Origin of the sequence: Hassallia byssoidea VB512170 (assembly GCF_000817785.2) — a bacterium.
Lineage (GTDB): Bacteria > Cyanobacteriota > Cyanobacteriia > Cyanobacteriales > Nostocaceae > Hassallia > Hassallia carrinoi.
Genome location: NZ_JTCM02000002.1, coordinates 180,703 through 202,591 on the forward strand (window position 1 = coordinate 180,703; position 21,889 = coordinate 202,591).

General features: G+C 42.7%; 26 protein-coding genes. 7 read left to right on the top strand and 19 right to left on the bottom strand.

Annotated features, from left to right (window positions below; translation table 11 throughout):
* Positions 1–56: 56 nt before the first annotated feature.
* The 4 genes from PI95_RS01980 to PI95_RS01995 form a co-directional block, all read right to left on the bottom strand.
* Positions 57–674, bottom strand: coding sequence for a hypothetical protein (locus PI95_RS01980; RefSeq protein WP_039748557.1), 618 nt, complete (start codon positions 672–674; stop codon positions 57–59).
* A 21-nt stretch (positions 675–695) separates the two neighbouring features.
* Positions 696–1,844: an ABC transporter ATP-binding protein gene (locus PI95_RS01985; protein WP_039748556.1), complete on the bottom strand. Its 1,149-nt coding sequence runs from the start codon at positions 1,842–1,844 to the stop codon at positions 696–698.
* Between the two features lie 109 nt (positions 1,845–1,953).
* Entirely contained in the window at positions 1,954–2,145 is a 192-nt protein-coding gene (locus PI95_RS01990) for a type II toxin-antitoxin system HicB family antitoxin (protein WP_039748554.1), read from the bottom strand.
* Positions 2,146–2,161: 16 nt separating this feature from the next.
* The gene (locus tag PI95_RS01995; RefSeq protein ID WP_039748552.1) at positions 2,162–2,884 is read right to left on the bottom strand and encodes a GUN4 domain-containing protein; all 723 of its coding nucleotides are present in this window, start codon (positions 2,882–2,884) and stop codon (positions 2,162–2,164) included.
* A gap of 278 nt (positions 2,885–3,162) precedes the next feature.
* Between PI95_RS01995 and PI95_RS02000 the strand changes: the two genes are divergently transcribed.
* From PI95_RS02000 to PI95_RS02010, 3 genes are all read left to right on the top strand, one after another.
* A complete protein-coding gene (locus tag PI95_RS02000; protein ID WP_039748550.1) occupies positions 3,163–4,584 on the top strand; it encodes an NADP-dependent isocitrate dehydrogenase in 1,422 nt (473 codons plus the stop codon).
* A gap of 149 nt (positions 4,585–4,733) precedes the next feature.
* Positions 4,734–5,009, top strand: a complete 276-nt coding sequence (locus tag PI95_RS02005; RefSeq protein ID WP_163518512.1) for a type II toxin-antitoxin system HicA family toxin — start codon at positions 4,734–4,736, stop codon at positions 5,007–5,009.
* Positions 4,975–5,355 carry a type II toxin-antitoxin system HicB family antitoxin gene (locus PI95_RS02010; protein WP_039748548.1) on the top strand — a complete coding sequence of 127 codons (381 nt, stop codon included), beginning with the start codon at positions 4,975–4,977 and terminating at the stop codon, positions 5,353–5,355. Before PI95_RS02005 ends, PI95_RS02010 begins: the two co-directional genes overlap by 35 nt.
* A gap of 155 nt (positions 5,356–5,510) precedes the next feature.
* Here the strand turns inward: PI95_RS02010 and PI95_RS02015 are convergent, their stop codons facing one another.
* The 4 genes from PI95_RS02015 to PI95_RS02030 all read right to left on the bottom strand — a co-directional run bounded on the left by PI95_RS02015 (position 5,511) and on the right by PI95_RS02030 (position 10,506).
* A complete protein-coding gene (locus PI95_RS02015; protein WP_052325275.1) occupies positions 5,511–6,032 on the bottom strand; it encodes a pentapeptide repeat-containing protein in 522 nt (173 codons plus the stop codon).
* A gap of 266 nt (positions 6,033–6,298) precedes the next feature.
* Positions 6,299–7,564: a hypothetical protein gene (locus PI95_RS02020; RefSeq protein WP_236116890.1), complete on the bottom strand. Its 1,266-nt coding sequence runs from the start codon at positions 7,562–7,564 to the stop codon at positions 6,299–6,301.
* An 81-nt stretch (positions 7,565–7,645) separates the two neighbouring features.
* Positions 7,646–8,278 carry a type 1 periplasmic-binding domain-containing protein gene (locus tag PI95_RS02025; protein ID WP_039748544.1) on the bottom strand — a complete coding sequence of 211 codons (633 nt, stop codon included), beginning with the start codon at positions 8,276–8,278 and terminating at the stop codon, positions 7,646–7,648.
* A gap of 968 nt (positions 8,279–9,246) precedes the next feature.
* Positions 9,247–10,506, bottom strand: coding sequence for a hypothetical protein (locus tag PI95_RS02030; RefSeq protein ID WP_052325274.1), 1,260 nt, complete (start codon positions 10,504–10,506; stop codon positions 9,247–9,249).
* A 469-nt stretch (positions 10,507–10,975) separates the two neighbouring features.
* Here PI95_RS02030 and PI95_RS02035 point away from each other — a divergent pair, with 469 nt between their 5' ends.
* Positions 10,976–11,614, top strand: a complete 639-nt coding sequence (locus tag PI95_RS02035; RefSeq protein ID WP_200819174.1) for a CP12 domain-containing protein — start codon at positions 10,976–10,978, stop codon at positions 11,612–11,614.
* Between the two features lie 59 nt (positions 11,615–11,673).
* On the opposite strand, the gene PI95_RS02040 is transcribed toward PI95_RS02035, so the two are convergent.
* The 11 genes from PI95_RS02040 to PI95_RS02090 form a co-directional block, all read right to left on the bottom strand.
* Positions 11,674–12,810 carry an LptF/LptG family permease gene (locus tag PI95_RS02040; RefSeq protein WP_039749021.1) on the bottom strand — a complete coding sequence of 379 codons (1,137 nt, stop codon included), beginning with the start codon at positions 12,808–12,810 and terminating at the stop codon, positions 11,674–11,676.
* A gap of 113 nt (positions 12,811–12,923) precedes the next feature.
* The gene (lptB, locus tag PI95_RS02045; protein WP_039748541.1) at positions 12,924–13,652 is read right to left on the bottom strand and encodes an LPS export ABC transporter ATP-binding protein; all 729 of its coding nucleotides are present in this window, start codon (positions 13,650–13,652) and stop codon (positions 12,924–12,926) included.
* A 31-nt stretch (positions 13,653–13,683) separates the two neighbouring features.
* Positions 13,684–14,181 carry an LptA/OstA family protein gene (locus PI95_RS02050; protein WP_039748539.1) on the bottom strand — a complete coding sequence of 166 codons (498 nt, stop codon included), beginning with the start codon at positions 14,179–14,181 and terminating at the stop codon, positions 13,684–13,686.
* Positions 14,182–14,544: 363 nt separating this feature from the next.
* Positions 14,545–14,943 (bottom strand): DUF309 domain-containing protein, encoded by a 399-nt coding sequence (locus PI95_RS02055; protein ID WP_373695663.1) that lies wholly within the window; start codon positions 14,941–14,943, stop codon positions 14,545–14,547.
* The gene (locus tag PI95_RS02060; protein WP_039748536.1) at positions 14,943–15,308 is read right to left on the bottom strand and encodes a ferredoxin thioredoxin reductase catalytic beta subunit; all 366 of its coding nucleotides are present in this window, start codon (positions 15,306–15,308) and stop codon (positions 14,943–14,945) included. Before PI95_RS02060 ends, PI95_RS02055 begins: the two co-directional genes overlap by 1 nt.
* A 219-nt stretch (positions 15,309–15,527) precedes the next feature.
* On the bottom strand, positions 15,528–16,658 hold the full coding sequence (locus PI95_RS02065; protein ID WP_039748533.1) for a DUF58 domain-containing protein: 1,131 nt from the start codon (positions 16,656–16,658) through the stop codon (positions 15,528–15,530).
* Between the two features lie 151 nt (positions 16,659–16,809).
* Positions 16,810–17,235, bottom strand: coding sequence for a PIN domain-containing protein (locus tag PI95_RS02070; protein ID WP_039748531.1), 426 nt, complete (start codon positions 17,233–17,235; stop codon positions 16,810–16,812).
* Positions 17,232–17,462 carry a hypothetical protein gene (locus PI95_RS02075; RefSeq protein WP_039748529.1) on the bottom strand — a complete coding sequence of 77 codons (231 nt, stop codon included), beginning with the start codon at positions 17,460–17,462 and terminating at the stop codon, positions 17,232–17,234. Before PI95_RS02075 ends, PI95_RS02070 begins: the two co-directional genes overlap by 4 nt.
* A gap of 208 nt (positions 17,463–17,670) precedes the next feature.
* Positions 17,671–18,114 carry a hypothetical protein gene (locus PI95_RS02080; RefSeq protein ID WP_039748527.1) on the bottom strand — a complete coding sequence of 148 codons (444 nt, stop codon included), beginning with the start codon at positions 18,112–18,114 and terminating at the stop codon, positions 17,671–17,673.
* Positions 18,115–18,150: 36 nt separating this feature from the next.
* The gene (gene typA / locus PI95_RS02085; protein ID WP_039748525.1) at positions 18,151–19,941 is read right to left on the bottom strand and encodes a translational GTPase TypA; all 1,791 of its coding nucleotides are present in this window, start codon (positions 19,939–19,941) and stop codon (positions 18,151–18,153) included.
* A 282-nt stretch (positions 19,942–20,223) separates the two neighbouring features.
* Entirely contained in the window at positions 20,224–20,670 is a 447-nt protein-coding gene (locus PI95_RS02090) for a hypothetical protein (RefSeq protein WP_039748522.1), read from the bottom strand.
* Between the two features lie 182 nt (positions 20,671–20,852).
* Here PI95_RS02090 and PI95_RS02095 point away from each other — a divergent pair, with 182 nt between their 5' ends.
* The 3 genes from PI95_RS02095 to PI95_RS02105 all read left to right on the top strand — a co-directional run bounded on the left by PI95_RS02095 (position 20,853) and on the right by PI95_RS02105 (position 21,822).
* The gene (locus tag PI95_RS02095; protein WP_039748521.1) at positions 20,853–21,065 is read left to right on the top strand and encodes a helix-turn-helix transcriptional regulator; all 213 of its coding nucleotides are present in this window, start codon (positions 20,853–20,855) and stop codon (positions 21,063–21,065) included.
* 147 nt (positions 21,066–21,212) lie between these two features.
* Positions 21,213–21,425, top strand: a complete 213-nt coding sequence (locus PI95_RS02100; RefSeq protein ID WP_039748520.1) for a helix-turn-helix domain-containing protein — start codon at positions 21,213–21,215, stop codon at positions 21,423–21,425.
* A 76-nt stretch (positions 21,426–21,501) separates the two neighbouring features.
* Positions 21,502–21,822: a protein kinase domain-containing protein gene (locus PI95_RS02105; RefSeq protein ID WP_236116891.1), complete on the top strand. Its 321-nt coding sequence runs from the start codon at positions 21,502–21,504 to the stop codon at positions 21,820–21,822.
* Positions 21,823–21,889: the final 67 nt, after the last annotated feature.

Sequence of the window (21,889 nt, forward strand, 5' to 3'; positions counted from 1 at the left end):
TAATAATCAGGGCGATCGCATGTTCGTTAAAAGGTAGTTAAAAGGTAGGTTGAAAATTAAACAGCTACCAAATTATTTAACTGCGATTCACACTGTTGAAAGACATAATTCACAGCAGCAAATAGTTTATCTATTTCTTGAATGCTGTAAAAAGTAGCATTTCTAGTAAACACGTTTTTTTCCAGCTTACCAAACTGCCAGCGTTCACCATTAGAAACAATACCAAAGACAATTATTTCAAGTTCTCCATTCAGTCTTTGCGCTGCAATCATTTCTGCTAAACACTGTGCCCAACCAGTTTCAAAATTATCCTGCTTTGCTTCGACTAAAATAAAATAAGGCTTATCAAATACAACTTTACCTAAAGGAGACTTTTTCGCTAGAATATATTCCGGAAAACCTGATAAGTTATTATCAAAAGTGAGTGCTTGATGACTCCATAAAATAAAATTTTTGAGATATTGCTTCCAAACTTCTTTGATAACTGGATAAATCAGATTTTCACAAATAGCATCAGAATTATCAACAACACCCTCCCGCATCACTAATTCTAAATCTTCTCGAAAGTAATTAGAGACATTAAACGCAATTTCCACAATAAAATTAGCTTCAGTATAAAAAACCTGAAACGCTTTAATCACTTCACCGATAGTTTTGTAACTACTGAAAGCCATATAAACTCCTATTAAATAACTTCACTTAGGCTGATATAAAGCCTCACCCGTACTAGCATCAAACACAAATAATTGATTCATATCTAATTGTAAAGTCAAGCGATCGCCTGAACGCAAACGCACATCCGCACCTGCTTGCACATTTACCAAAACCCCCGGAGAACCAACTAAACCCCCCCTAATCAAAGTCTCCCTTCCCAAAGGTTCCACCACCTTCACCTCAACCTCTAAAAATGGGGAGTTGGGAGTGGGGAGTGGGGAGTTAACAACCTCTTCCTCTCTGCGCTCTCTGCGCCTCTGCGGTTCGTTAAAATAAATATGTTCCGGTCTAATCCCCAAATCAAAACCTTGCCCCTGCTGCGGTTTCAACTCCTCCCGAATATTCCCCGGAATTCCTAACAACTGCCCACCCAAATCAAAAGCATCATTTTTAAACTTAGCCGGCAAAATATTCATCGGTGGACTACCTAAAAAAGTCGCCACCATCCGATTTGCAGGACACCCATAAATACTTTGTGGTTCGCCAATTTGTTGAATTCGTCCGTTATTTAGCACCACAATTTTATCAGCCAAAGTCATCGCTTCAACTTGATCGTGAGTCACATAAATCGTCGTAATTCCCAACTTTTGATGTAGCTGTTTCAACTCAGCCCTAGTATCATCTCGCAATTGGGCATCTAAATTAGATAAAGGTTCATCAAGTAGAAAAACTTGAGGTTCACGAGCGATCGCTCTACCTAATGCTACCCGTTGTTGCTGTCCTCCCGAAAGTTGTTTTGGTTTGCGATCCAGCAGATGTTCCAGAGAAAGCGATCGCGCTACCGTCACTACCCTATCTTGAATCGTCTTCGCGTCAAATTTTCGCATCTGCAAGCCAAAAGCGATATTTTGCGCTACCGTCATATGCGGATATAGCGCGTAATTTTGAAACACCATCGCTACATCCCGCTGTCTTGCTGGGATATTGTTCACCAAGCGATCGCCTATAAACAGTTTGCCAGAAGTCGCAGATTCTAAACCAGCGATCGTCCGCAAAATTGTAGACTTACCGCAACCTGATGGTCCCACCAAAACCCAAAATTCACCATCGGGAATTTCAAAGGTAATGTCCTCGATAGCGGTGACGTTGTTAAACCTGCGTTTGATGTCTTCTAAACGAACATTTGCCATTCTACGATTTTAGATTTTAGATTTTAGATTTTGGATTTCTGGCTAGTATGGGTGGGGTTTTACCGTCCCTACATTTGGATGAAATTACTACCTTTTCAATACTTATAAATTACGGGAGAATTTCATCTTTTTCTTGTTCTAGACACAGTTGAATTACTTCTTTCATATTCGTCATCAACTCGTCTATTGTTTCTCCTTGGCTATAACAAGCTTTGAGATAGGGAACTTCCCCAATATAATATCCATCTTCGTCACGCTCAATGATGACGTAAAATTCGCGTTTGCTGGTATTTATCGTCATATGTATTTACCCGTGTTTATTTTGCATTAGTCCAAGCTGGATGAGAAAATAAAGAAGCAATTACACGCACCCCACGCAGTTGATTAGAAAGCGGTAAATGACCTTTGGGTGCGCTTAAATCCCAGGTAAACTCGTTAGGATAACGTGTCCAATTGTTGCCATTTTTCCAGCCAATTTTTGACCAAAAGTTCTCCCAATTTTTACTTAATCCCAACCAAATTTCTCGCTGTACTGAAAAGCCAAATTTGCCTTGAGAGTGAACTAACCACAGATGATTAATCGTCTGTAAGTCAGTAATGGGAAAATTTTCTACCTCGGTAAAATACAACCATTTTCTTTGGACAGCCGTTGGTCCTGCGAGTTCGCACATTTTTTGCAAAGTCAGGCGATCGGCTGCTTGAAAGTCTTGGACGGCAAGTAGCTGTTGCAAAGGATTGTAATCAATCCCGCACTCTGATTTTAGAGGTACAATTCCCTCAGGGAAATAGGAGAGTAGAAATTCTTTTGCTTTGGGTGCATTAGACTTGTAGAGGACTTGGTAGGCATTGCCATCAATCCAAGTCGCTTTAGTCTCACGACGTTTTAGTAAAAACTCCATCAATGCGTGCAATCCTTCATCACCGAGGTCTGAGAGCTGTACAATCAGTTGTTGTTGGACACCGATAGACCCAGCGATTAACTGTTGAAGTAGAAGGTCGATGTCATTAGCAGTGCCTGGTACAATCATTGGGTCTGTCATGCAATTTCCGGAGTGTTAGCGTAATAGAGCGATCGCTATAGCCGTGCATTCTGTAAGCTGAAGCATTGATAGCGAAATGTAGTTTACTATTTTTGAGCGTACAAAAAGCAATGGTTTGACCGAATCCCTTACCTTTGTTTTTTAACCTACACGGGGAATAAGGGTAAATTTTCCGCCTCATAAATGGGTGAAAACAAGACACAGTACAATCTGCCGTCACTCTCAAGAACCATTTTCTCAACTTCATCGGCAGCGTATTTATTAGGAGTGTGTAATATATGTACGACAAGATTACCCCCCCCACAACCGGAGCAAAAATCTCTTTTTCTAACACTGAACCGATTGTGCCTGATAATCCAATTATCCCTTTTATTCGCGGCGATGGCACAGGAATAGATATTTGGCCCGCAGCCCAAAAGGTACTTGATGCTGCGGTAGAAGTAGCATACAAAGGCACGCGGCAAATTAGCTGGTTTAAGGTTTACGCGGGTGATGAAGCTTGCGAATTATACGGAACATATCAGTATTTACCAGAAGATACTCTCACGGCGATTAAAGAATATGGTGTGGCGATAAAGGGACCGCTGACAACTCCCATCGGCGGTGGAATTCGTTCTTTAAACGTGGCATTGCGCCAAATTTTTGACCTTTACGCCTGCGTGCGTCCTTGCCGTTATTATGCAGGTACGCCTTCACCGCACAAAAATCCCGAAAAACTCGATGTGATTGTTTATCGGGAGAATACGGAGGATATTTATTTAGGAATTGAATGGCGACAAGGAAGCGAAATAGGCGATCGCCTCATCAAAATCCTCAATGAAGAATTGATCCCCGCCACCCCAGAACACGGTAAAAAGCAAATTCCCCTCGATTCGGGTATTGGCATCAAACCCATCAGCAAAAAGGGTTCCCAGCGCCTTGTACGCCGTGCAATGAAACACGCCTTGCTTTTGCCGAAAAACAAGCAAATGGTGACTTTGGTGCATAAAGGCAACATTATGAAGTACACCGAAGGCGCTTTTCGCGATTGGGGTTACGAATTAGTACAGAGCGAGTTTCGCAACGAGTGTGTCACCGAACGCGAATCTTGGATTTTGAGTAATAAAGAGAAAAATTCCGACATCAGCTTAGAAGAAAACGCCCGGATGATCGATCCTGGGTACGATGGTTTAACTGAAGAGAAAAAAGCGCAAATTGTCAAGGAAGTTGAAACAGTTCTTAATGAAATTTGGTCAAGTCACGGCAATGGAAAGTGGAAAGATAAGGTGATGGTGAACGATCGCATTGCTGATAGTATTTTTCAACAAATTCAGACTCGACCAGATGAGTATTCGATTTTGGCGACAATGAACTTGAACGGCGATTATTTATCTGATGCAGCAGCAGCGATTGTTGGGGGATTGGGGATGGGACCTGGGGCAAATATTGGCGATGCTTGTGCGATATTTGAAGCTACCCACGGCACCGCACCCAAACACGCTGGATTAGATCGGATAAATCCCGGTTCGGTGATATTGTCAGGGGTGATGATGCTGGAATATATGGGTTGGCAAGAAGCAGCGGACTTGATAAAGAAAGGATTGGGGAATGCGATCGCGCAGGGTGAAGTTACCTATGATTTAGCGCGTTTGCTATCTCCGCCGGTGGAACCGTTGAAGTGTTCAGAGTTTGCGGAGGCGATAATTAAGCAGTTTAAATAATTATTAGCCTTGGTAGGGTGCGTTAGTTATTAATTCGGTAGGGTGCGTTACGGCTTCGCCTAACGCACCCTACACCAGATGAATAGGAGAGTTATTATTACAGCATTTTGATGATACTACATATAGTATTATTAGAATTTTATATTTAAATGAGCAAACTAAATAAATTAGTGCAGGAATTCCTCAAGCGATCGCCAAAAGTGCGGTTTGAGGATGTGCGCTATTTATTAGAAGCTTTTGGTTTTGAAGAAACAAGGTCAAAGGGTAGCCATCATAGTTTTCGAGACTTGGAAGGTAGAAAGGTAACAATACCAAAAAAAGGCGGACAAAAAGTTAAAAAAGTCTATGTCCAGCAAATTATTCAGCTATTAAATTTAGAAGAGTGGAGTAATGAAGACACTGAACCAGAAGAACAAGCAGATTGAGAAGCCGTCCTTAGAATATTATTTGAACCTTCAGTATCCAGTCACACTTTACCCCGATCCGGAAGGGGGATATGTCGCTCAAATTAAAGATTTGCCAGGATGTCTCACTCAAGGTGATACCTTAGAAGAGACAATGGCGAATATAAATGAGGCGCGGGAATTGTGGATTGAGACGGCTTACGAAGCTGGCGACGATATTCCTAACCCGTGTAATGATGATAGCTACAGTGGTAAGCTACTGGTACGAATGCCCAAATCTTTACATCGTCGTTTGGCTGAGACTGCTGAAAATGAAGGTGTAAGCCTTAATCAGTATATTGTGTCTTTATTGAGTGCATCGGTGTAAGTGATGTTGAGACATGGCGATTGATACTAGCTATTATTGACAGAAAACGCATAATTACCGTCTGGGAATTTTATTACGGGAACCCAGAACTGATAATGACTAGAGCTTCATCTTTACCACCAAATTATACTATTCGCCAAACCCGTATTTCCTCTTTATCTACGTGGTGGTTGGGTCTTCTCGATAGAAGGGGGTGGAGAGTGAGGGTTTACTGTTTTTTGTTGTAAAAGTTGCAAAACCCCTACTATTCCGCTACTGCCTATCAGTAATGCAGTAACAGGAATAAAAACCTTCTCTACCCACCATTTACGGTCTATTGTTATGGAGTCTCCATTAAATATCGCTCCTCTTTCTTTTAGTACAGCTTTGCTTTCTTCCGAAAGTCCTGTGTTGTGTTTAAATAGAGTTCCTTGTACATTTGCGCCACGAAAATCGGTATTTTCTAACTGAGCAAATTCTAAATTAGCATTACGTAGATCCGCGCCACGTAAGCTAGCATTAGTTAAGTCGGCTCCAGACAATTGAGCATATTCTAAGTCGGCTCCATCTAGGATAGAATTTCTTAAATTCCCCCCATTTATTTGTGTACGGATAAGTTTATATCCTGATAAATTTTGGTTACAGAGATTTCGACCGTTCCAATTTTGACTAGAAAAATCGTTGCTAGTGAAAGTCATGTCTTTGCGTTCCTTCCGACTGAAAAAGGGGCGTAACTTATATCTTTATGCAAGAACTTACAGTCCCTCGGGAAAAAAAGCGCAATCGAAAAATCGAAAAATACTTAGTTCTTTTTCTGCTTGAAAATATAACTGGTGCAAGATGTCAGGTAATCGTAACTTATCCCACAAAAAAGCGATCGCCTCAAATCATCCTGATTATTTTTAGTCCGCGATGTTCTGCGGACTTTGTACGCACAACCCCGCACCTGTGCCAGGTACAATGATTAAAGCGATCGCATCCTCATCGCGCAGCGACTCTGCTTTGAGTATCGCCTCTGGTTGTTTTTCAGCAAGCAAAGCACAATAGTCAGTAGCAAAATAGCACTTACTGCTGATGGCTCTGGTACTTTCTTAATTTCCGGTCCCGGAAGTATCGGGTTAGAACAAGAACCATTGGCACTCTGATTATTAGCAACACCATTGCCACCAGACATAGTAGGGCATACGGTAGGGCTAGGGCTAGGGGGAGGGGGAGGAGTGACACCAGTTTCTCCACCGCTGGAAATAAGAGTCCCTCTTGAACCGGAACTATCTCCACTATCTCCTCCACTGGACAATAAAAAGAAAAGCAGTCCTAGGGGAAGAATTCCTAATACCCAAGTAGGGAACTGATTACCGGAACCACCTGGAATCAAGGCATATCCTTCTGAGAAAGAAGGAATATCAACGCTTATCGCTTCTGGCTCCAACGTGACTACAGGACCACCCAAAAAGGTATTTCCTTCTAAACCTTGCCCGTATAGCGAATCAAACTCATTCGGAATTCCCGCAAAGGGACGCCCGTATTCTCCTCCTTCGGGGGAGAAGGGAACGGAAAGTATGTGTAAAATGCTGTCTTTGAGTGCATTCTCATTTCCTGCATTTAACGCTTGGAAACCTCTAGAGAAGTTACCCAAGTAATACTGCGTCACTTCTTTTGGCAAACCTAAAGATTGAATCTGCTGCTCAAGGTTAGGAATTTTGGAAACCTCTTCTAAAAGCAGACGCCCATAAGAGTATTTCAAGTCCAGCAATCCACTCCGGAGACTGAGTGAGTTATTGTCTCCCGATAATGGTGACCAGTAGAAGTTCTTGGTTATCAGTCCCAGATTTTCTACCGGAGTCCGATTAAGCTGTTGCCCCAGAACATACTGATAGCCATCCATAATGTTTCTGGCATCGTTTTGCCAAAAAGACGAATATGGAACTTCAGGCAGACGGGGGTTGTTACCGTAGAAGTTAGAAAAATTACGGAAGTTTTGCTCTCCACCGGCTGCACGTATCAAAAGGTTGGAGTAGCTAGTTTTGTTATTTTGTTCAACTAATTGTTGGAGTACCTCTCCAGTCTTGTTGCAACCAAGTCCAAATCCTGTAAGACACCCAGGAATAACTCGCATCTGACTGAGACTTTTGCCCGATAGTTGGTACTGGAGATAATTTTGCTCCAATCCTGGTTGAACACCATAACGTCCTATATTCAGTTGAGCCGAAGCAGGCTGAATAACTGCCATTACTGCGAACAATGACAACGCAACCCTGTTTACGACTGACTTCAACACAATTAACCTCCACCAAATAAAATTGGACTTAACCTAACGGACTTGGCTAGAACCCAAGTTAGACGGTGAATTGATGTTTATGGTAATCCCCGTACCCTTGAGTTCTCCCGCATTAAGCGGGTGGTACATTACAAAACTACGGCTGGGTTGGTCAAACAGATAACCACGGCGTGAAGCCTGTATCTTCCCGGAGCGTACTAGCGATATAAATGTCTCCAAATACTTACGTATACTTTCACGGTTGTTCCGGGTTGTATTTGTATAGTTATCAACAAGCGTCATGAAGAAATCTAAGCTGCGGTTTTCTTGCCCCTCAATCAAACTGCCCTGTTCGAGGAAAGAACTTGCCACCAGCTTTCCATCTATCTGTTGAACCTTTAAGAGGGTGTAATAGCGTCCTTCCTTTTTCGGGTCATTCGCATAACAAACCCACGAACCGTCACTGTTTTGTATAAAACCTTGCTGCGCCAGGTAGGAAATTGGAGAATTACTTGGCTGGCTTAATGGAGGTAACAAATTCTCCACTGCATCACTAGAGCAAATTTTCTGTGTTATTCTCTTAGGGGAAGCAGTCGGAGCCTCCTGTGAAAAAGCAACATCAGATACAGCGGCTACTGCATATATAGCAAAAGCCGCTGCGCCAAAAAAGCGCACAAATATATTCATTGAAAATCTCCGTTAGATAATCCGATCAGGACAGGGTGTAGCAATCGAAATTGCTGGTTTATCTCAAAAAATGCGTATCACTAACGGGGAACACACAACGTTACGCTCATGCTTTTGGGCAGCTTTATTTCTAGCCGGAAAATTTTAAGTTGAAGATTCTAGGACTTAGGCATTGCCAAAAATCTGATGTGTCAGCATAGCCCTACCAGCACGGGTTACGGAAGATAAGCTGAAAGAGCTTTGCCTCCGTATTTTTAATTAGGTCTGATACCATTTCTTTATGCAATGCCTGGGAAAAAATGGGAAAAAATACCCTTGACGATCGCCCACACACTAGACAGCTAGACTACACAACTGCACTACGAATGCAACATGTTGTTAGTCCATATAGCTGCACTTGATGAGCAAAATGCCTAAGTCATACATTCCTAATTTCAGATGAAGTTAGGATGCAAAGACTTTGCAGCGGTGAGACAGCGCTTGATGCTCTGCATTCATTAGCCAATATTTACTTTCATTAATACGGGTAACGCCTCGTAAGGCTACTTTACAAGACACGATTCTCATAAGCGTCGCATTTGTTAAATATCAAATAAACTTTTGAGATATGATTGATAATAGCGCATAATCATCAATTAATTCTTTCTTTAAATATTAAATATGGGGTTATACCCCACAACATCTAACTTAAGAGCGATAATGCTAGGTGTCTTCAGGCATAGCTGAAAAATATTAGTCTCTTTTTTATACCCAGGCATATAATACGCAGTTGCGTTCGGTCGTAAAAACTGATGGGGTATATTGAATGTGCGCTTCTCTGAGGGCAGAGAAATTAGCCGCAGGGCGATCGCATAAACATAAAACGGCTATGAAGCAATACCTGGTTGACCTACATGGATTCTGTGAATACTTGCTACTCTTGTACAGACGTTCCACCTGAACGTCTCTACCGCGTCTGGTACAACTCGTTAAGGATAGGTGTAACCATTAATCTTAACTCCACCATACTGTCCTGCTGACAGGGGAGGAACTGTGAGATTAGACTGAGATGATTGAACTTGCGGCAAGCTGGGATAAGAATTGCCATTACCATATCCTACTTGGTTACTTGGCTGGACAGTACCTTGATTCGGAGCCTGGGGAGAGTATGGTGTAATATTATTCGGTGCCGCATAAGTTCCCGGCGATACCGTTGATGTTGGTGTTACTACGCTCGGCAATGGCTGAACATTATTAAAATTACCGTAGTAATTTGGCGGCTGGTTGGTTACTGTTGGCTTTTGGTAGTTTGTCCCAGGCTGAGTACCAGAGTTAGTGTAGTAATTTTGCGGTTGATTCGTGACTGTGGGCTGAGTGTAACTTGTCCCAGACTGAGAACCAGGGAAATTTGTGTAGTTATTTTGCGGCTGATTCGTGACTGTTGGATTTTGGTAACTTGTTGTAGTGATGGGATCGTTGGGGTTTGTATTCAATTGAGTGTTTGCAGAGAAACCCTGATTAGGTAAATCGTTGCTGGGTAGCGATCGCCCAATAGGACTTGTCTGGTTAGAAGTAGTATTATTTATTGACGGGTTCTGTGTCGAAGAGTTGATTGCTGTTTGTAAAGCGCTGATTGGGGCAGGATTTTGATTATTGTTGGTTTGAGCCGATCCAATCCCTAAGTTAGAGGAACTTCCTGCTATACCTGGTTGATATGACGATGTATCTGTTGACTTGACACCAAATAACTGGCTACCAGTATTAGCAGTCCCGGCTTGCAATAAAGTTTCTGCTTGTGCCACAAAAGGATTTGTCACGTTTGAAGCAGGTACATTATCAACTATTCCCCCAGGATTTGACTTAGCATTTTTAGCAGCTTCCTGCTGTTTGCTAATTAAATCATCTAATAAGCTTTTGCTGTTATTGTCTTGACTTTTTTCCTTTCGCGTGCTGGGCGCTACTAGCAAATTTGATTGTTGAGCGTCATTAATCAGTACTGGTAAATTATCAATATCAGCTGCGATCGCTCTATCTTCATCTGAAAGAGATGAATCAGCAGGCTTTGGTGTAGCAGCTTGCTTATTATTTTGCAAAAACGCTAAAAAATCTGGGTTTGCCCAATATTCTCGAATGAAGAGCCCTAGCACAGATAAAAATATAGCTGTTCCCCAAAAAGCCGGTCTACTGAAATTCCATAACCTGGCTTTGAGGTAACGTAAGTAAGCGGGGGGATAACGCTGAGGTGACATGGGCACTCGAATCCTTGAATTTACATTTACACACAAAAGCGCAAAACTTTCCAAAAATTCAAAACCGAGCTTTCAAGAGTGCATTCAGACTAAGGCGTAGCAATTTTCTTTATGAAAATATAATTTTTCAGCTTAGAAATCAGGTCTGAACTTAAGGAAATTTCTCACTTGAAGTTGGATTGTAATTTAATCCTAACGTTTCCACAGTCCTGCGTCATTAATAATGTATATGCATTCGGTGAGAAACTTTACTTTTTTTTCACCTTGTCAAAATATGTTCGCTCTTAGGTTCTAGGATGACTTGCACAGCAAAGCGATACAAAAGTCAAGTTATTTATCCTCGGTTTTGCGCCTTGGTTACTTTGGATATCATCTAAAGTTGAAAGCTGCTCTAACTTTATTGTTGTGGGCGAGAGTTGAGCAATGCGCGATCCTACCGTACCATCCTATTTAACGGGAGGCTATAGCAATGATGAAAGCTGAAGATATCATGACCAAGGACGTAGTTACCATTCGCGGTTCGGCGACTGTAGCGGAAGCTGTGGAACTGTTGAAGAAAAAAGGGCTGCGGGCGCTGGTTGTGGATCGGCGCTATGAAAATGATGCCTATGGTATTGTTACTGAAACAGATATTGTCTACAAGATAACAGCTTACGGCAAAGATCCCAAAGCAGTGCGGGTTTACGAAATTATGAGCAAGCCTTGCATTGTTGTCAATCCCGATTTGGGTGTGGAATTTGTAGCGCGGTTGTTTGCCAATACTGGTATCCGTAGAGCACCCGTGATTCAAGGCAAGCTGTTGGGCATTATCTCAATTACTGACATCTTGACAAAAAGCGACTTTGTGGACTCTCCCAAAGGACTTGTGCTGGAGGATAGAATTCAAAAAGCGATTGAAGATGCTCGTGCTATTTGTACAGATCGAGGTGCTTATTCTAAAGCTTGTGCTGCCGCTTGGGATGAAGTAGAAGAACTTCAAGCGGAAGCTGCTCATCAAAAAGCTGAAAGTATGGTATCAGCTAAAACTTCTTTTGAGGAATATTGTAGGGAAAATCCTGATGCTCCGGAATGTCGGAACTACGATCCTAAAAGTTCATTTTTCCAGTAAATCTTAAATTTGTCGGGTGCGTTAACGCAGTGTAACGCACCGTAATTCTATGATGAGATTCATCGGCGGGCAGCTCGCATCAATAAGAATATACCTGTGGCTAAACCGATAATATCTGGCAACCAAGCAGCCATAAAGGGAGAGAGAACATTTGCCTCTCCTAGGGCACTAGTAATAAAACCAAATAAGTAATATGAAAAAATAACTATGACACTAATACCAAAACTGGTTCCTCGCCCGGTGCGCTGTGGTATGGTTCCCATCGCAGCACCTACTAAGCCAAAAACTACACATACAAACGGTAAGGCAAATTTTTGTTGAATGCGAATTTTCAGTTTGCGAATTTTTTTCTCATCACCGCCAAGGCGTTCTAGTTCGAGTTGTTCTAACGCTTGAGCGATATTCATCTGGTCGTAATCTTTGCTTTTTTCTGCTAGTTCAAATGCTGTGCGAGGCAATTGTAATTGTTGCTGTTCAAACCGCACAATATTGCGATAAGAACTATCAGGAGCTACTAAATAAATCGTACCTTTGTAAATATTCCAGGTGTTTTCCGATGGATTCCATTCGCCGGAATCTGCGACGACAATTTGACTTAAACCTTGCTGGGCTTTTTCTTTTTGGTCGGAACGATCTATAATTGTCAAACCTTTGAAGCGCTTGCCATCAAATTGATCGGCGTAATATAAGCGTGTGAGAATTTTTTGCTTTTTACCATCGGGTTGCTTTACATCTCGCTTTTCTGCATAGAGGAAGTTATCTTGTTTGGCAATAGGTGGCTTGTCCGATTTTAATGCTTTTTCTAAAGTAACGGCTGCTTGGTAACTTGCTGCTGGTGCAATTTCCTCGTTAAAGGCAAATGTCAATCCCGTAACCAGCAAACTTAAAAATACCGCAGTTAAAACCATGCGATAAACACTTACGCCACATCCTCGCAGAGCAATCAATTCGCTTTCGCTAGAAAGACGACTGTAAGTCATCAAAGTAGCTAGCAGCGTAGACATGGGAAAGGCTAAAACAATGAACTTTGGCAGGGTTAATAAAAAAACTTGGAGTGCAATTCCTACTGGTAGCCCGGATTCTACTATTTTTCTCACCAGTTCAAATACAGCATCAATTGTGACACCAATTGATGAGAATGCTCCGACACCAAACAAAAATGGCGGTATTAATTCGCTGGTGAGGTAGCGATCCATGATGGAAAAAGGCAGCAGCGAATTTAGGGTATAAAAAGGCTTGTATTTCATTATTAGTCAGTAGTTATTAGTCATTAGTCATTGGTCAAAGACAAAGGACAAATGACACATGACTAGACCTGGAAGTTATCGCCTAAGTAATATTGCCGAACTAGGGGGTTATTATAAAGTTCTTCAGCTGTACCTGCGGCGAGAATTTGCCCCTCGCGCATGATATAAGCGCGATCTGTGATAGCGAGAGTTTCGCGGACATTGTGATCTGTGATGAGGATACCCATGTTGCGATCGCGCAATCTGGCAACAATATGCTGAATTTCGGAAACGGCGATCGGATCGACTCCAGCAAATGGTTCATCTAAAAGCAAAAATTTTGGTCCCGAACGCCCAGCCGCCAAAGCTCTCGCTAATTCCGTCCGGCGTCGCTCACCCCCAGAAAGTTGAATTCCTTTACTGTTAGCTACTTTTTCCAAACGCAACTCCCGCAATAAATTTTGTACTCTCCCTGACCATTCTAATCGTGGCACATTGGTTTGCTCTAGCACTAAAAGAATGTTATCTCGCACACTCAAGGCGCGAAAAATACTCGCTTCCTGCGCTAAATAGCCAACACCCAAACGCGCCCTTTTGTGCATTGGTATCCCAGTAATATTCTGGCTATCTAACCAAACGTTTCCATGATCGGGTTTTTCTAAACCTGTGGCAATGTAAAATGTGGTTGTCTTACCGGCTCCATTCGGTCCGAGCAAACCGACGATTTCCCCTGTCGCGACAGAAATGTTAACGCGATTGACAATAACTCGCTTGCCGTAAGATTTGTGGACGTTTTCTAAAACAATTTTCACTGCTAATGTACCCTTTCAAGCGCGATTATTTCTAATTGGAACGCTTGAAAGGCGGTGTTTTCGGAGCGGGTGCAGCAGATGGTGCGTTAACGTTGGCATCGTTCACCAAATAGATTGATTCTACCTGGCGATTGTTTTGCGGTAATGCTACAAACCGTCCTTCGTCAATTAGATATGTAACTTTTTCTGCTCTGATGCTATTAGCACCCTGTTGCAAAATATAAACGTTGCCACTGAAATCGATGCGGCGTTCTTTGCTAAAATATTGAGCCTGGGCAGCTGTGGCTTGAATTTGCCGAGCCGGATAAACCATTTGCACGTTACCCCGCGCTGTTACTACTTGCGTTTTGGCATCGTATTCTTGGATATCAGACTTAATTTGCAGCGGGCGTCCTTGTTGTCCAGAAGTTTGTGCTGTAGCGCTTTGCAGTTGCATGGGAAAGGCTATAGTTCCCAACACAACTGGTAAGATTAAGGCTAATCCAAAGCGACGCATGTGTAATTGAGGCAATTGATACCAGGGCATGATAGTAATTTATGATTTAAGATGAATTTGATTTTTACTTTAATTATCTTAAGTGTTTTATCGTAGTAAGCACTTTAGTGCTTATATTAAGCACTGAAGTGCTTACTACGAAATAAAAAGTAACGCAGTTTTAGTCGTGTCTGAGATAAAATACACAATCTAGACTAGTTGTGGATTAAACGCTGGCTAAAATTCTAGACGCTTTCTAAAAGCTCATTGTTTCGCCATTACACATCTTTTTGAGGAGGGGAAAGGGAAAAAGGGACTCATGGCAAGAAAGAAGAAATATTTCTTTCTGCTCAAAAAAGCTCAAAAAAGCTCTCTCTTGTCCTCCTTGTCCCCTTGTCCTCCTTGTCCTCCTTGTCTCTAGTCCCCTGATTCGTTAACGATTAAAATCTTGGGTAAGGTCAAGGTTTCATCTTCACCTAAGTTACCAGCGGTAATCTTCTCGGCTCCGGCTTTTTGTAATGCGCTCAACAATGCCGCACTCTGATATAATAGTTCGTCAACATCAATACCGCTGTATGTTGATGGGTAACGTCGCAGGCGATTGCTTCCTTCTCCTAATAAAATTACTGCGCCTCGCCAGTTACGATTACTCAGATGATACAAGGCTACAGCAATTTGTAAAACGCCTTGATAAAAGCTTTTTTCTGGCTCTGATGCTTCGATCCACAGAGCCTCTAAAGTATCGTGACAGGCGTAAAACTGTCCAGAATTGAACTGTTCTACGCCTTGCCAAAAGTCGCTGGGGATGCTTTCCATCAACCCATACTATCGCGAACTTCTTTGATTGTTTCTAAAGTAATTTCTTGCATTTCACCAGCAAACTCGTTGTCTGAGGTGAGAAACAGCATACAATGGCATTCTTTGCGTTCTCGCATCGGTACACAAGGACAGTTCCAAAATGTCGCGCTTACCTCAGCTGCTTTGTCTTCGTAGTGACGACAAGGACACAAAGGCGCCCCTAGGTCGTCTTTATGCTTGGCAAGTCCTTCAATTACAACTGCGGTTACAGAGGGTTCAGAACAGAAGTAGGTTCCAGTACGCTTGGCGTATTGTTCGGAAAAATGGCGCATTGCCTCTAAGTTTTTATCACTGGATTTTGTGTTAACTTCTGGTCCGATCATAGGAAGGAGCGTCTCATAATTTAAATATTTCTTTGCATTGTACCTCAGCCTCAGTGAGCTATTACTGGGGGGATTTCCCCATTCTCAGGTTTTTAAGTTTGGTTAAGTTTTTCAATAGGCTTGCTGGCATCGGCAAAATCTGCAATATCATCAAAGTTTAACTAAAACGTGAAAATTTGGTAGTGAGCAGTTTACTGCTCATATCTTCGTCCCCAGTCTTTAGTACCCTGTTTGTAGTTGGAGTTGCAGTGGGCGATCGCTTTGGATAATAATTCCTGGGTAATCCCAATTTACGGTTGACGTATTCTGCCACAGCACCCAACGACTACCATTAGGAAGAAACGCGATCGCCGGATTTGGAGTCAACCAAATTAAAGGCTTATTAGGCGCTTTTGCGATACTATCTTCTCCTGCATGAGTTGCCGCCAAAGTTTCCAAAACCATCTTTTCCCCTTTGACTAAATCTGTAGCTGCTGTCCACAATTGCACTTGCATTTGTTGCCTTTGTGCGTAAAAATACAGCGAGGCTGCGGCAATTACTGCTTGTTCAAAGTTGTCTTCTTCCCAAGTTGCAGCACTATCTAAGGCAATTACAATATCTTGTCCGTTTGTAACTTTTTCTAATTCGCGTATCCGTAATTCTCCGTAGCGGGCGCTGCTGCGCCAGTGGATGAGACGAATAGGATCGCCTGTGCGGTAGGGACGAAGCGATCGCGTTAATCCGGCTGTGGCTGTTTGAAAGGGTTTACCACGCGGATCGCTTTTTATGCTATCATCTTGCCCGATTTCGTCTACTAAAGGACAATTGGTCAAAGGTAACACAGTCGGGTAAACGATCGCCTTTGCCGCGCATTCATGCTGACGACGACACCAAAACAATCCTAAAGGCGCACCTGTCGCTAGTTCGACTGTCTGCCAGCGATAAATACCCCGGCGCACAGTTGGGTGATTGTATACCCAATTGTAACTACCTTGGCTGTGAATCGTTTCGATTGGCTGGTGTATTGGTTTGCCCAAAACAATCGGCAAGATATCCTCGACTTGCAGCAAGTTAACAGGCTGTTTTGTGTTGTTGCGGATTTCTAATTCTACCGTAAGTTCGTCGCCTGCGGAAACGGGGTTGATGAAACGACGTTTGACAACTAAACCGACAAGCGATCGCTGTGGTAAAAAAGCTGCAACAATTAGCAGGGCAAAACTGACCCCACTAATAACATACAACCAACCAGCCATTGTATTTACACCAGCCCCAAAAAAACAAATCGCAATTCCCGCTAGTACCCAACCGCTATATGTTGGGGCACAAGCGTGGATTTCTAGCCAGTTAGTGATGGGTTTAATAATTTTCATAGTTTCCTTTTTAACCCAACACCACCAGAAATTCACAGTATTTCTGGGTTTTGGTAAAGGCAAGCGTAGGGTATTAAAAAAAGTTGCAATCGCGCTTCATCACCCCATAGGAAATGTGTCTTTCTAACCAATCAACAATATTTTATGCCGTTCAACTTTCAGCGTTTTCCAACTGCTGCAATAGCTGGCTGACCGATAAAACAGGCACGGCTGAACTTTGAAAACCTTGCCGATCGCGTGTCAAAATCGCCTCTAATCCTTGAGCAACCGCACAAGCAATTTGGACTGCATCTTCAAAATCATCCCTGCCCGATGTGAATGCTGATTCCACAATTGCTCGGTTGACGGTGCAAATCACCATTACAGTCAGCGTCTCTAAAATTGCCTGTCGTGCTTGTTCGACACTACGAGTATGTCTTCGGGCAATGTAAAAAATGTCGGTGAGTGTGGTTGCAGTGACATACCCGACGACTCGACCAGAATCGATCGCTTGGAATACTGCTTCTTGTCTTTGTAGAAATGGCTCTCGCTGTAAGAGGAAATCTAGAACGATATTGGTATCAATTAAAACTCTCACTGGAGATACTTTTCCACCCGCCGATCTTCTAGCATTGCCGCGACTTCTTCATCTGTTGGCGCTGGCTGGTCTGTTTTCAACAAACCCCGCATCCGTTTAATCGCGCTTGAACGATCAAGTTGGGACTTGGGGGTGTCTTGCAGGGATTCAATGATTGCGGTCACTAGTGCAAGGCGATCGCTCTCGGATAATTTATAAATCTGCTTTTTGAGTTCTTGCAAGAACATAGGCTGCTACTTCTGTGAAAGAGATGTCTAAATCCTAGTATGGAGGATATCGCCCCCCATGACCAGATTAGCTAGCTCTGCTAAATCTCACAGCCACTTGTCAGGGGTTCGCTTGTAAACCTCGTCTGGCAAAGTAATAGTAATCTGAATACTTATAATTAGCTAAAACTCCTGCAATCGTTGAGAGTCAAATCTTCACACCTCAATATTACTGGCGCGAGTTGGACTTCCTTCTTTTGTTGGAACTTGCAGAATTACCAGAAACTTCAGCAGTTTCTACCTCAGAGGTAGTAGGTACTTGTTCATTAACCACTTGTGGTTGCTCATCCATAATGAGCTTATCCGTTTGTACCTCTTCAATAACTTCTTCAGAAATAGCTGAGTTCTCTGCTTGAGCCTCATCGGGAGTTTCTTCTTGACTAGCTAAAAGCCCTGCATACTTAATTCTTTCTAAGCCCACCTGAAATCCAGTATAGTCGTCAATCATTTTATTCATGTCAATATCAAGCTTGTAATCACGACGCAAATTTTGGATTGCGTTCTTAACTGCTTCAATTTCCTTAATTGACTCATTCTCTATATTGATCTCTAAAATTCCCTCAATCTCATCAAACAAAATAACTCCATGTAAATAACAAAATAAAAAGCCCACTAATGCGGGCTTTCTAAATCAATTAAGTAACTTTACTTACCGTTTCGCCATCTTCTTCGCCATCTTCCGCAAACGAATCGATTGAGGTGTGACTTCTACCAATTCATCGGGACCGATGTACTCTAAAGCGCGTTCTAAACTCATATCCACTGGTGCTTGCAACTGCACTAATTCGTCACCGCCGGCAGCGCGGTGGTTGGTAAGTTGCTTTGTTTTGCAGATGTTCAGTTCCAAGTCTTGGGGACGATTGTGTTCTCCGACAATCATACCTCTGTAAACTTTGGTACCGGGAATAATAAAGAATGCGCCTCTATCTTCAGCATTCTTCATGGCGTAGAAGGTGGAAACGCCTTCTTCAAAGGAGATAAGAACGCCTTTGTTACGTGCCTCAATATCGCCACTGATACCACGGTAATCCAGGAAGCTGTGGTTCATGATGCCTTCACCACGAGTCATCCGCATGAATTCACCCCGGAAGCCAATCAAACCACGGGCGGGGATGACAAATTCTAGCTGGGTGCGGTCATTACCACCAGGTTGCATGTCTTGCATTTCGCCTTTACGTTGTCCCAAGCGTTCGATACAGCTACCAACTGCATCTACGGGAATGTCCAGTACTAGGAGTTCGTAAGGTTCGCAAGGTTGACCGTTGACTTCGCGGTAAATTACTTGTGGCTGGGATACTTGAAATTCAAAACCTTCGCGACGCATGGTTTCGATTAAGATACCCAGGTGAAGTTCACCACGACCAGAAACTAAGAATTTATCAGGGGAATCTGTTTCTTCCACCCGCAAAGCAACGTTGGTTTCTAGTTCGCGGAAAAGGCGATCGCGTACTTGTCGAGATGTCACCAACTTACCTTCTTGACCTGCAAAAGGCGAATCATTCACCCAAAAGGTCATTTGCAAAGTTGGTTCATCCACCTTAATTAGTGGCAATGCTTGCGGATCGTTGGGATCAGTAATCGTTTCCCCAATATAAGCATCAGCGAAACCAGCCACCGCCACAATATAACCTGCGGTTGCTTCTTCCATTTCCACCCGCTTTAGCCCTTCAAAGCCCATCAATTTGGTAACTTTGCCCTTGACAATGCTGCCATTTTCTGTTATTAAAGCGGCTTGCTGCCCCATGCGGATAGTACCGTTGTGGATTCTGCCAATGATAATCCGTCCGAGATATTCTGAATAATCTAAGGTTGTGACTTGCAGTTGCAAAGGCTTAGAAGCATCTCCTACAGGTGGTGGAACATGGCGGAGAATCGCATTAAATAAAGGTTGCATATCTACCGATTCTGCTTCCAAGCTTTCCTTGGCGAAACCTCCCATACCGGAGGCAAACAGATAGGTAAAATCACACTGGTCTTCATCTGCCCCTAATTCCAAGAACAGATCCAAAACTTTATCAACAGCAACGTGGGGGTCAGCTTGACCACGATCAATTTTGTTGATCACAACGATGGGACGCAGACCTTTTTCCAAAGCTTTCTTCAGCACGAAGCGCGTTTGGGGCATCGGACCTTCGTTGGCATCGACAATCAAAAGACATCCGTCAACCATCCCAAGTACGCGTTCGACTTCGCCACCAAAGTCAGCGTGTCCGGGAGTGTCAACAATATTGATTAGCGTGTCTTTGTAGCGAACTGCTGTATTTTTAGAAAGAATAGTGATACCTCGCTCTCTTTCAAGAGCGTTAGAGTCCATAACGCAATCCGGAACGTCTTCGCCTTCGCGGAAAATGCCGGATTGTTTGAGGAGTGCATCAACGAGGGTTGTTTTGCCGTGGTCTACGTGGGCAATGATGGCGACGTTACGGATTGGAAGCGTCATAAAAGAGGGCGTTCTGTGAACTATAGAGGAAATTTTCAGACTTACTTGTAATAAATACTGAGTTGATCTAACAGAATTAGGAATTGTATGCAAACTCTGTAAAGAACCTTTAACAATTCTAGCTTAAACGTCACAATTCCGGCAGGTTTTCGCAACGAAACGCCATGAAGCAATTTAAAATTTAATTTTGGGTTAAGTCGAGGAAGGTGCTTTATTTGCAGCAGTTATATAGATTCGCTGCGATCGCAACAACTTCAAGCCCAACAGATGCACTCTTGCTGATTATGAAACAAGCACAAGTGTTTGTTTAACTTGGAGATAATCACTCCGTAAAGACTCTATATCTGTTTGAGAAAGGGCACTCTTTATTAAGCCTATCAATTGCCCCCAAGTGTGAAGTTGAGCGACACAAACGGCTTCCATGAATTTCTGCTGATAGAATTTAAACCAAAAGTCTGGTGCTTTCTTGCTTTCGCTTTTCTTCCAGCGCTTGCGCCAGCAAAGAAAATCTTGAGTTTTTGGCGGTTCGGCTTCTATAATCGGTGGCAGGTCGGCGTAACTGACAAACCGTGTCTTTCCTTGGGCTATTACCAGAATTACATATCGCCACAAGCGGATATCTTTGATTTGCTCGACTTTGATGTTGAGAAGTAGAGCGATCGCTTCTGGAGTGACAAATCTTGCTAACGGATTAACTGGCTCTGATTCCTGCTGCGGTGTTATCATCATAGTACAACTCGAACTTAAGGTTAGTACAACTCGAACTTAGGGATAGTACAACTCGAACTTCGGGTTAGGAGAACCCGTTATTGGGTTTTTCGGTTTATAGGCGATCGCTTTAGTTTGTCAGACGGGAGCGATCGCTTTTAATATATACTAGATTAAAGCTGAGAATTAGGCGCTTGTCAAGTATGGGAATGGTCAGGTTACGAATTAAAGAGTTTACAGATAAAGAAGGCTGGACGCTTAAGGAATTAGCCGATCGCTCTGGAGTCCCATACGGTACGATTAAAACCTACGCACGACTGCCAGAACGAGCAACAGTTGACCTGACTGCCTTAAAAAAGTTGGCTTCTACGTTTAATGTTTTGCTAGAAGACTTGTTTGATGTGGTTGAAAAGTAGTTGATGTGCTTGTAGTAATGCGGTGTTATCATGATCGGTAGATGCTCACAATCATTGGTTAAATAGAAGTTTGTGGGTTTTATGGAGCGCGATCGCTTTGAATTTCTATAAATAATATTAAAGTTGAAATGCCGGCGTTTGTCAAGTATGGGATTAGTTAAATTACGTATTCGAGAGTTTGCTGGTGAACACGGGTGGACTCTGAAGGAAGTTTCTGAACGTTCAGGAGTCCCATATGGCACAATCAAAACTTATGCCTTGTCTGATGGAATGGCAATGGCTGATGTGACTGCACTATTCAAATTAGCGCGGACTTTCAATGTTTTGATTGAAGATTTGGTTGAGATAGTCAAAGAGTAGTTGATGCGATCGCGCACTCATAGCCATTTTTCCAGTTTATGCCATAATTGACACCAGTATTTTGGCATTGTCAGTAATGGCTTGGAAATCAGGGAATCAGTTGCAAAGCGGCAAATACACAATTGACAAAGAATTAGGTGAAGGTGGCTTTGGTATAACTTATCGCGCTAGAGATAATAATAAGCGCAACGTTGTCATCAAGACTTTAAATGATACTGTGCAACGCCGCCCGGATTTTGCTAAATTTCAGCAAGATTTCTTGAATGAAGCGATAAAGCTAGCAAAATGCACTCATCCCCATATCGTGCGGATAGATGAAGTCATCCAAGAAGAAGCCTTGTGGTGCATGGTGATGGAATATATTGATGGGGACTCACAAACAATAGACACTCATTGACAGCCTTGTTCTTAGTTGTTCGTGCAGCATCATAGACAGTCTGTGTAGAAGGCTGTCCATTTTTGTC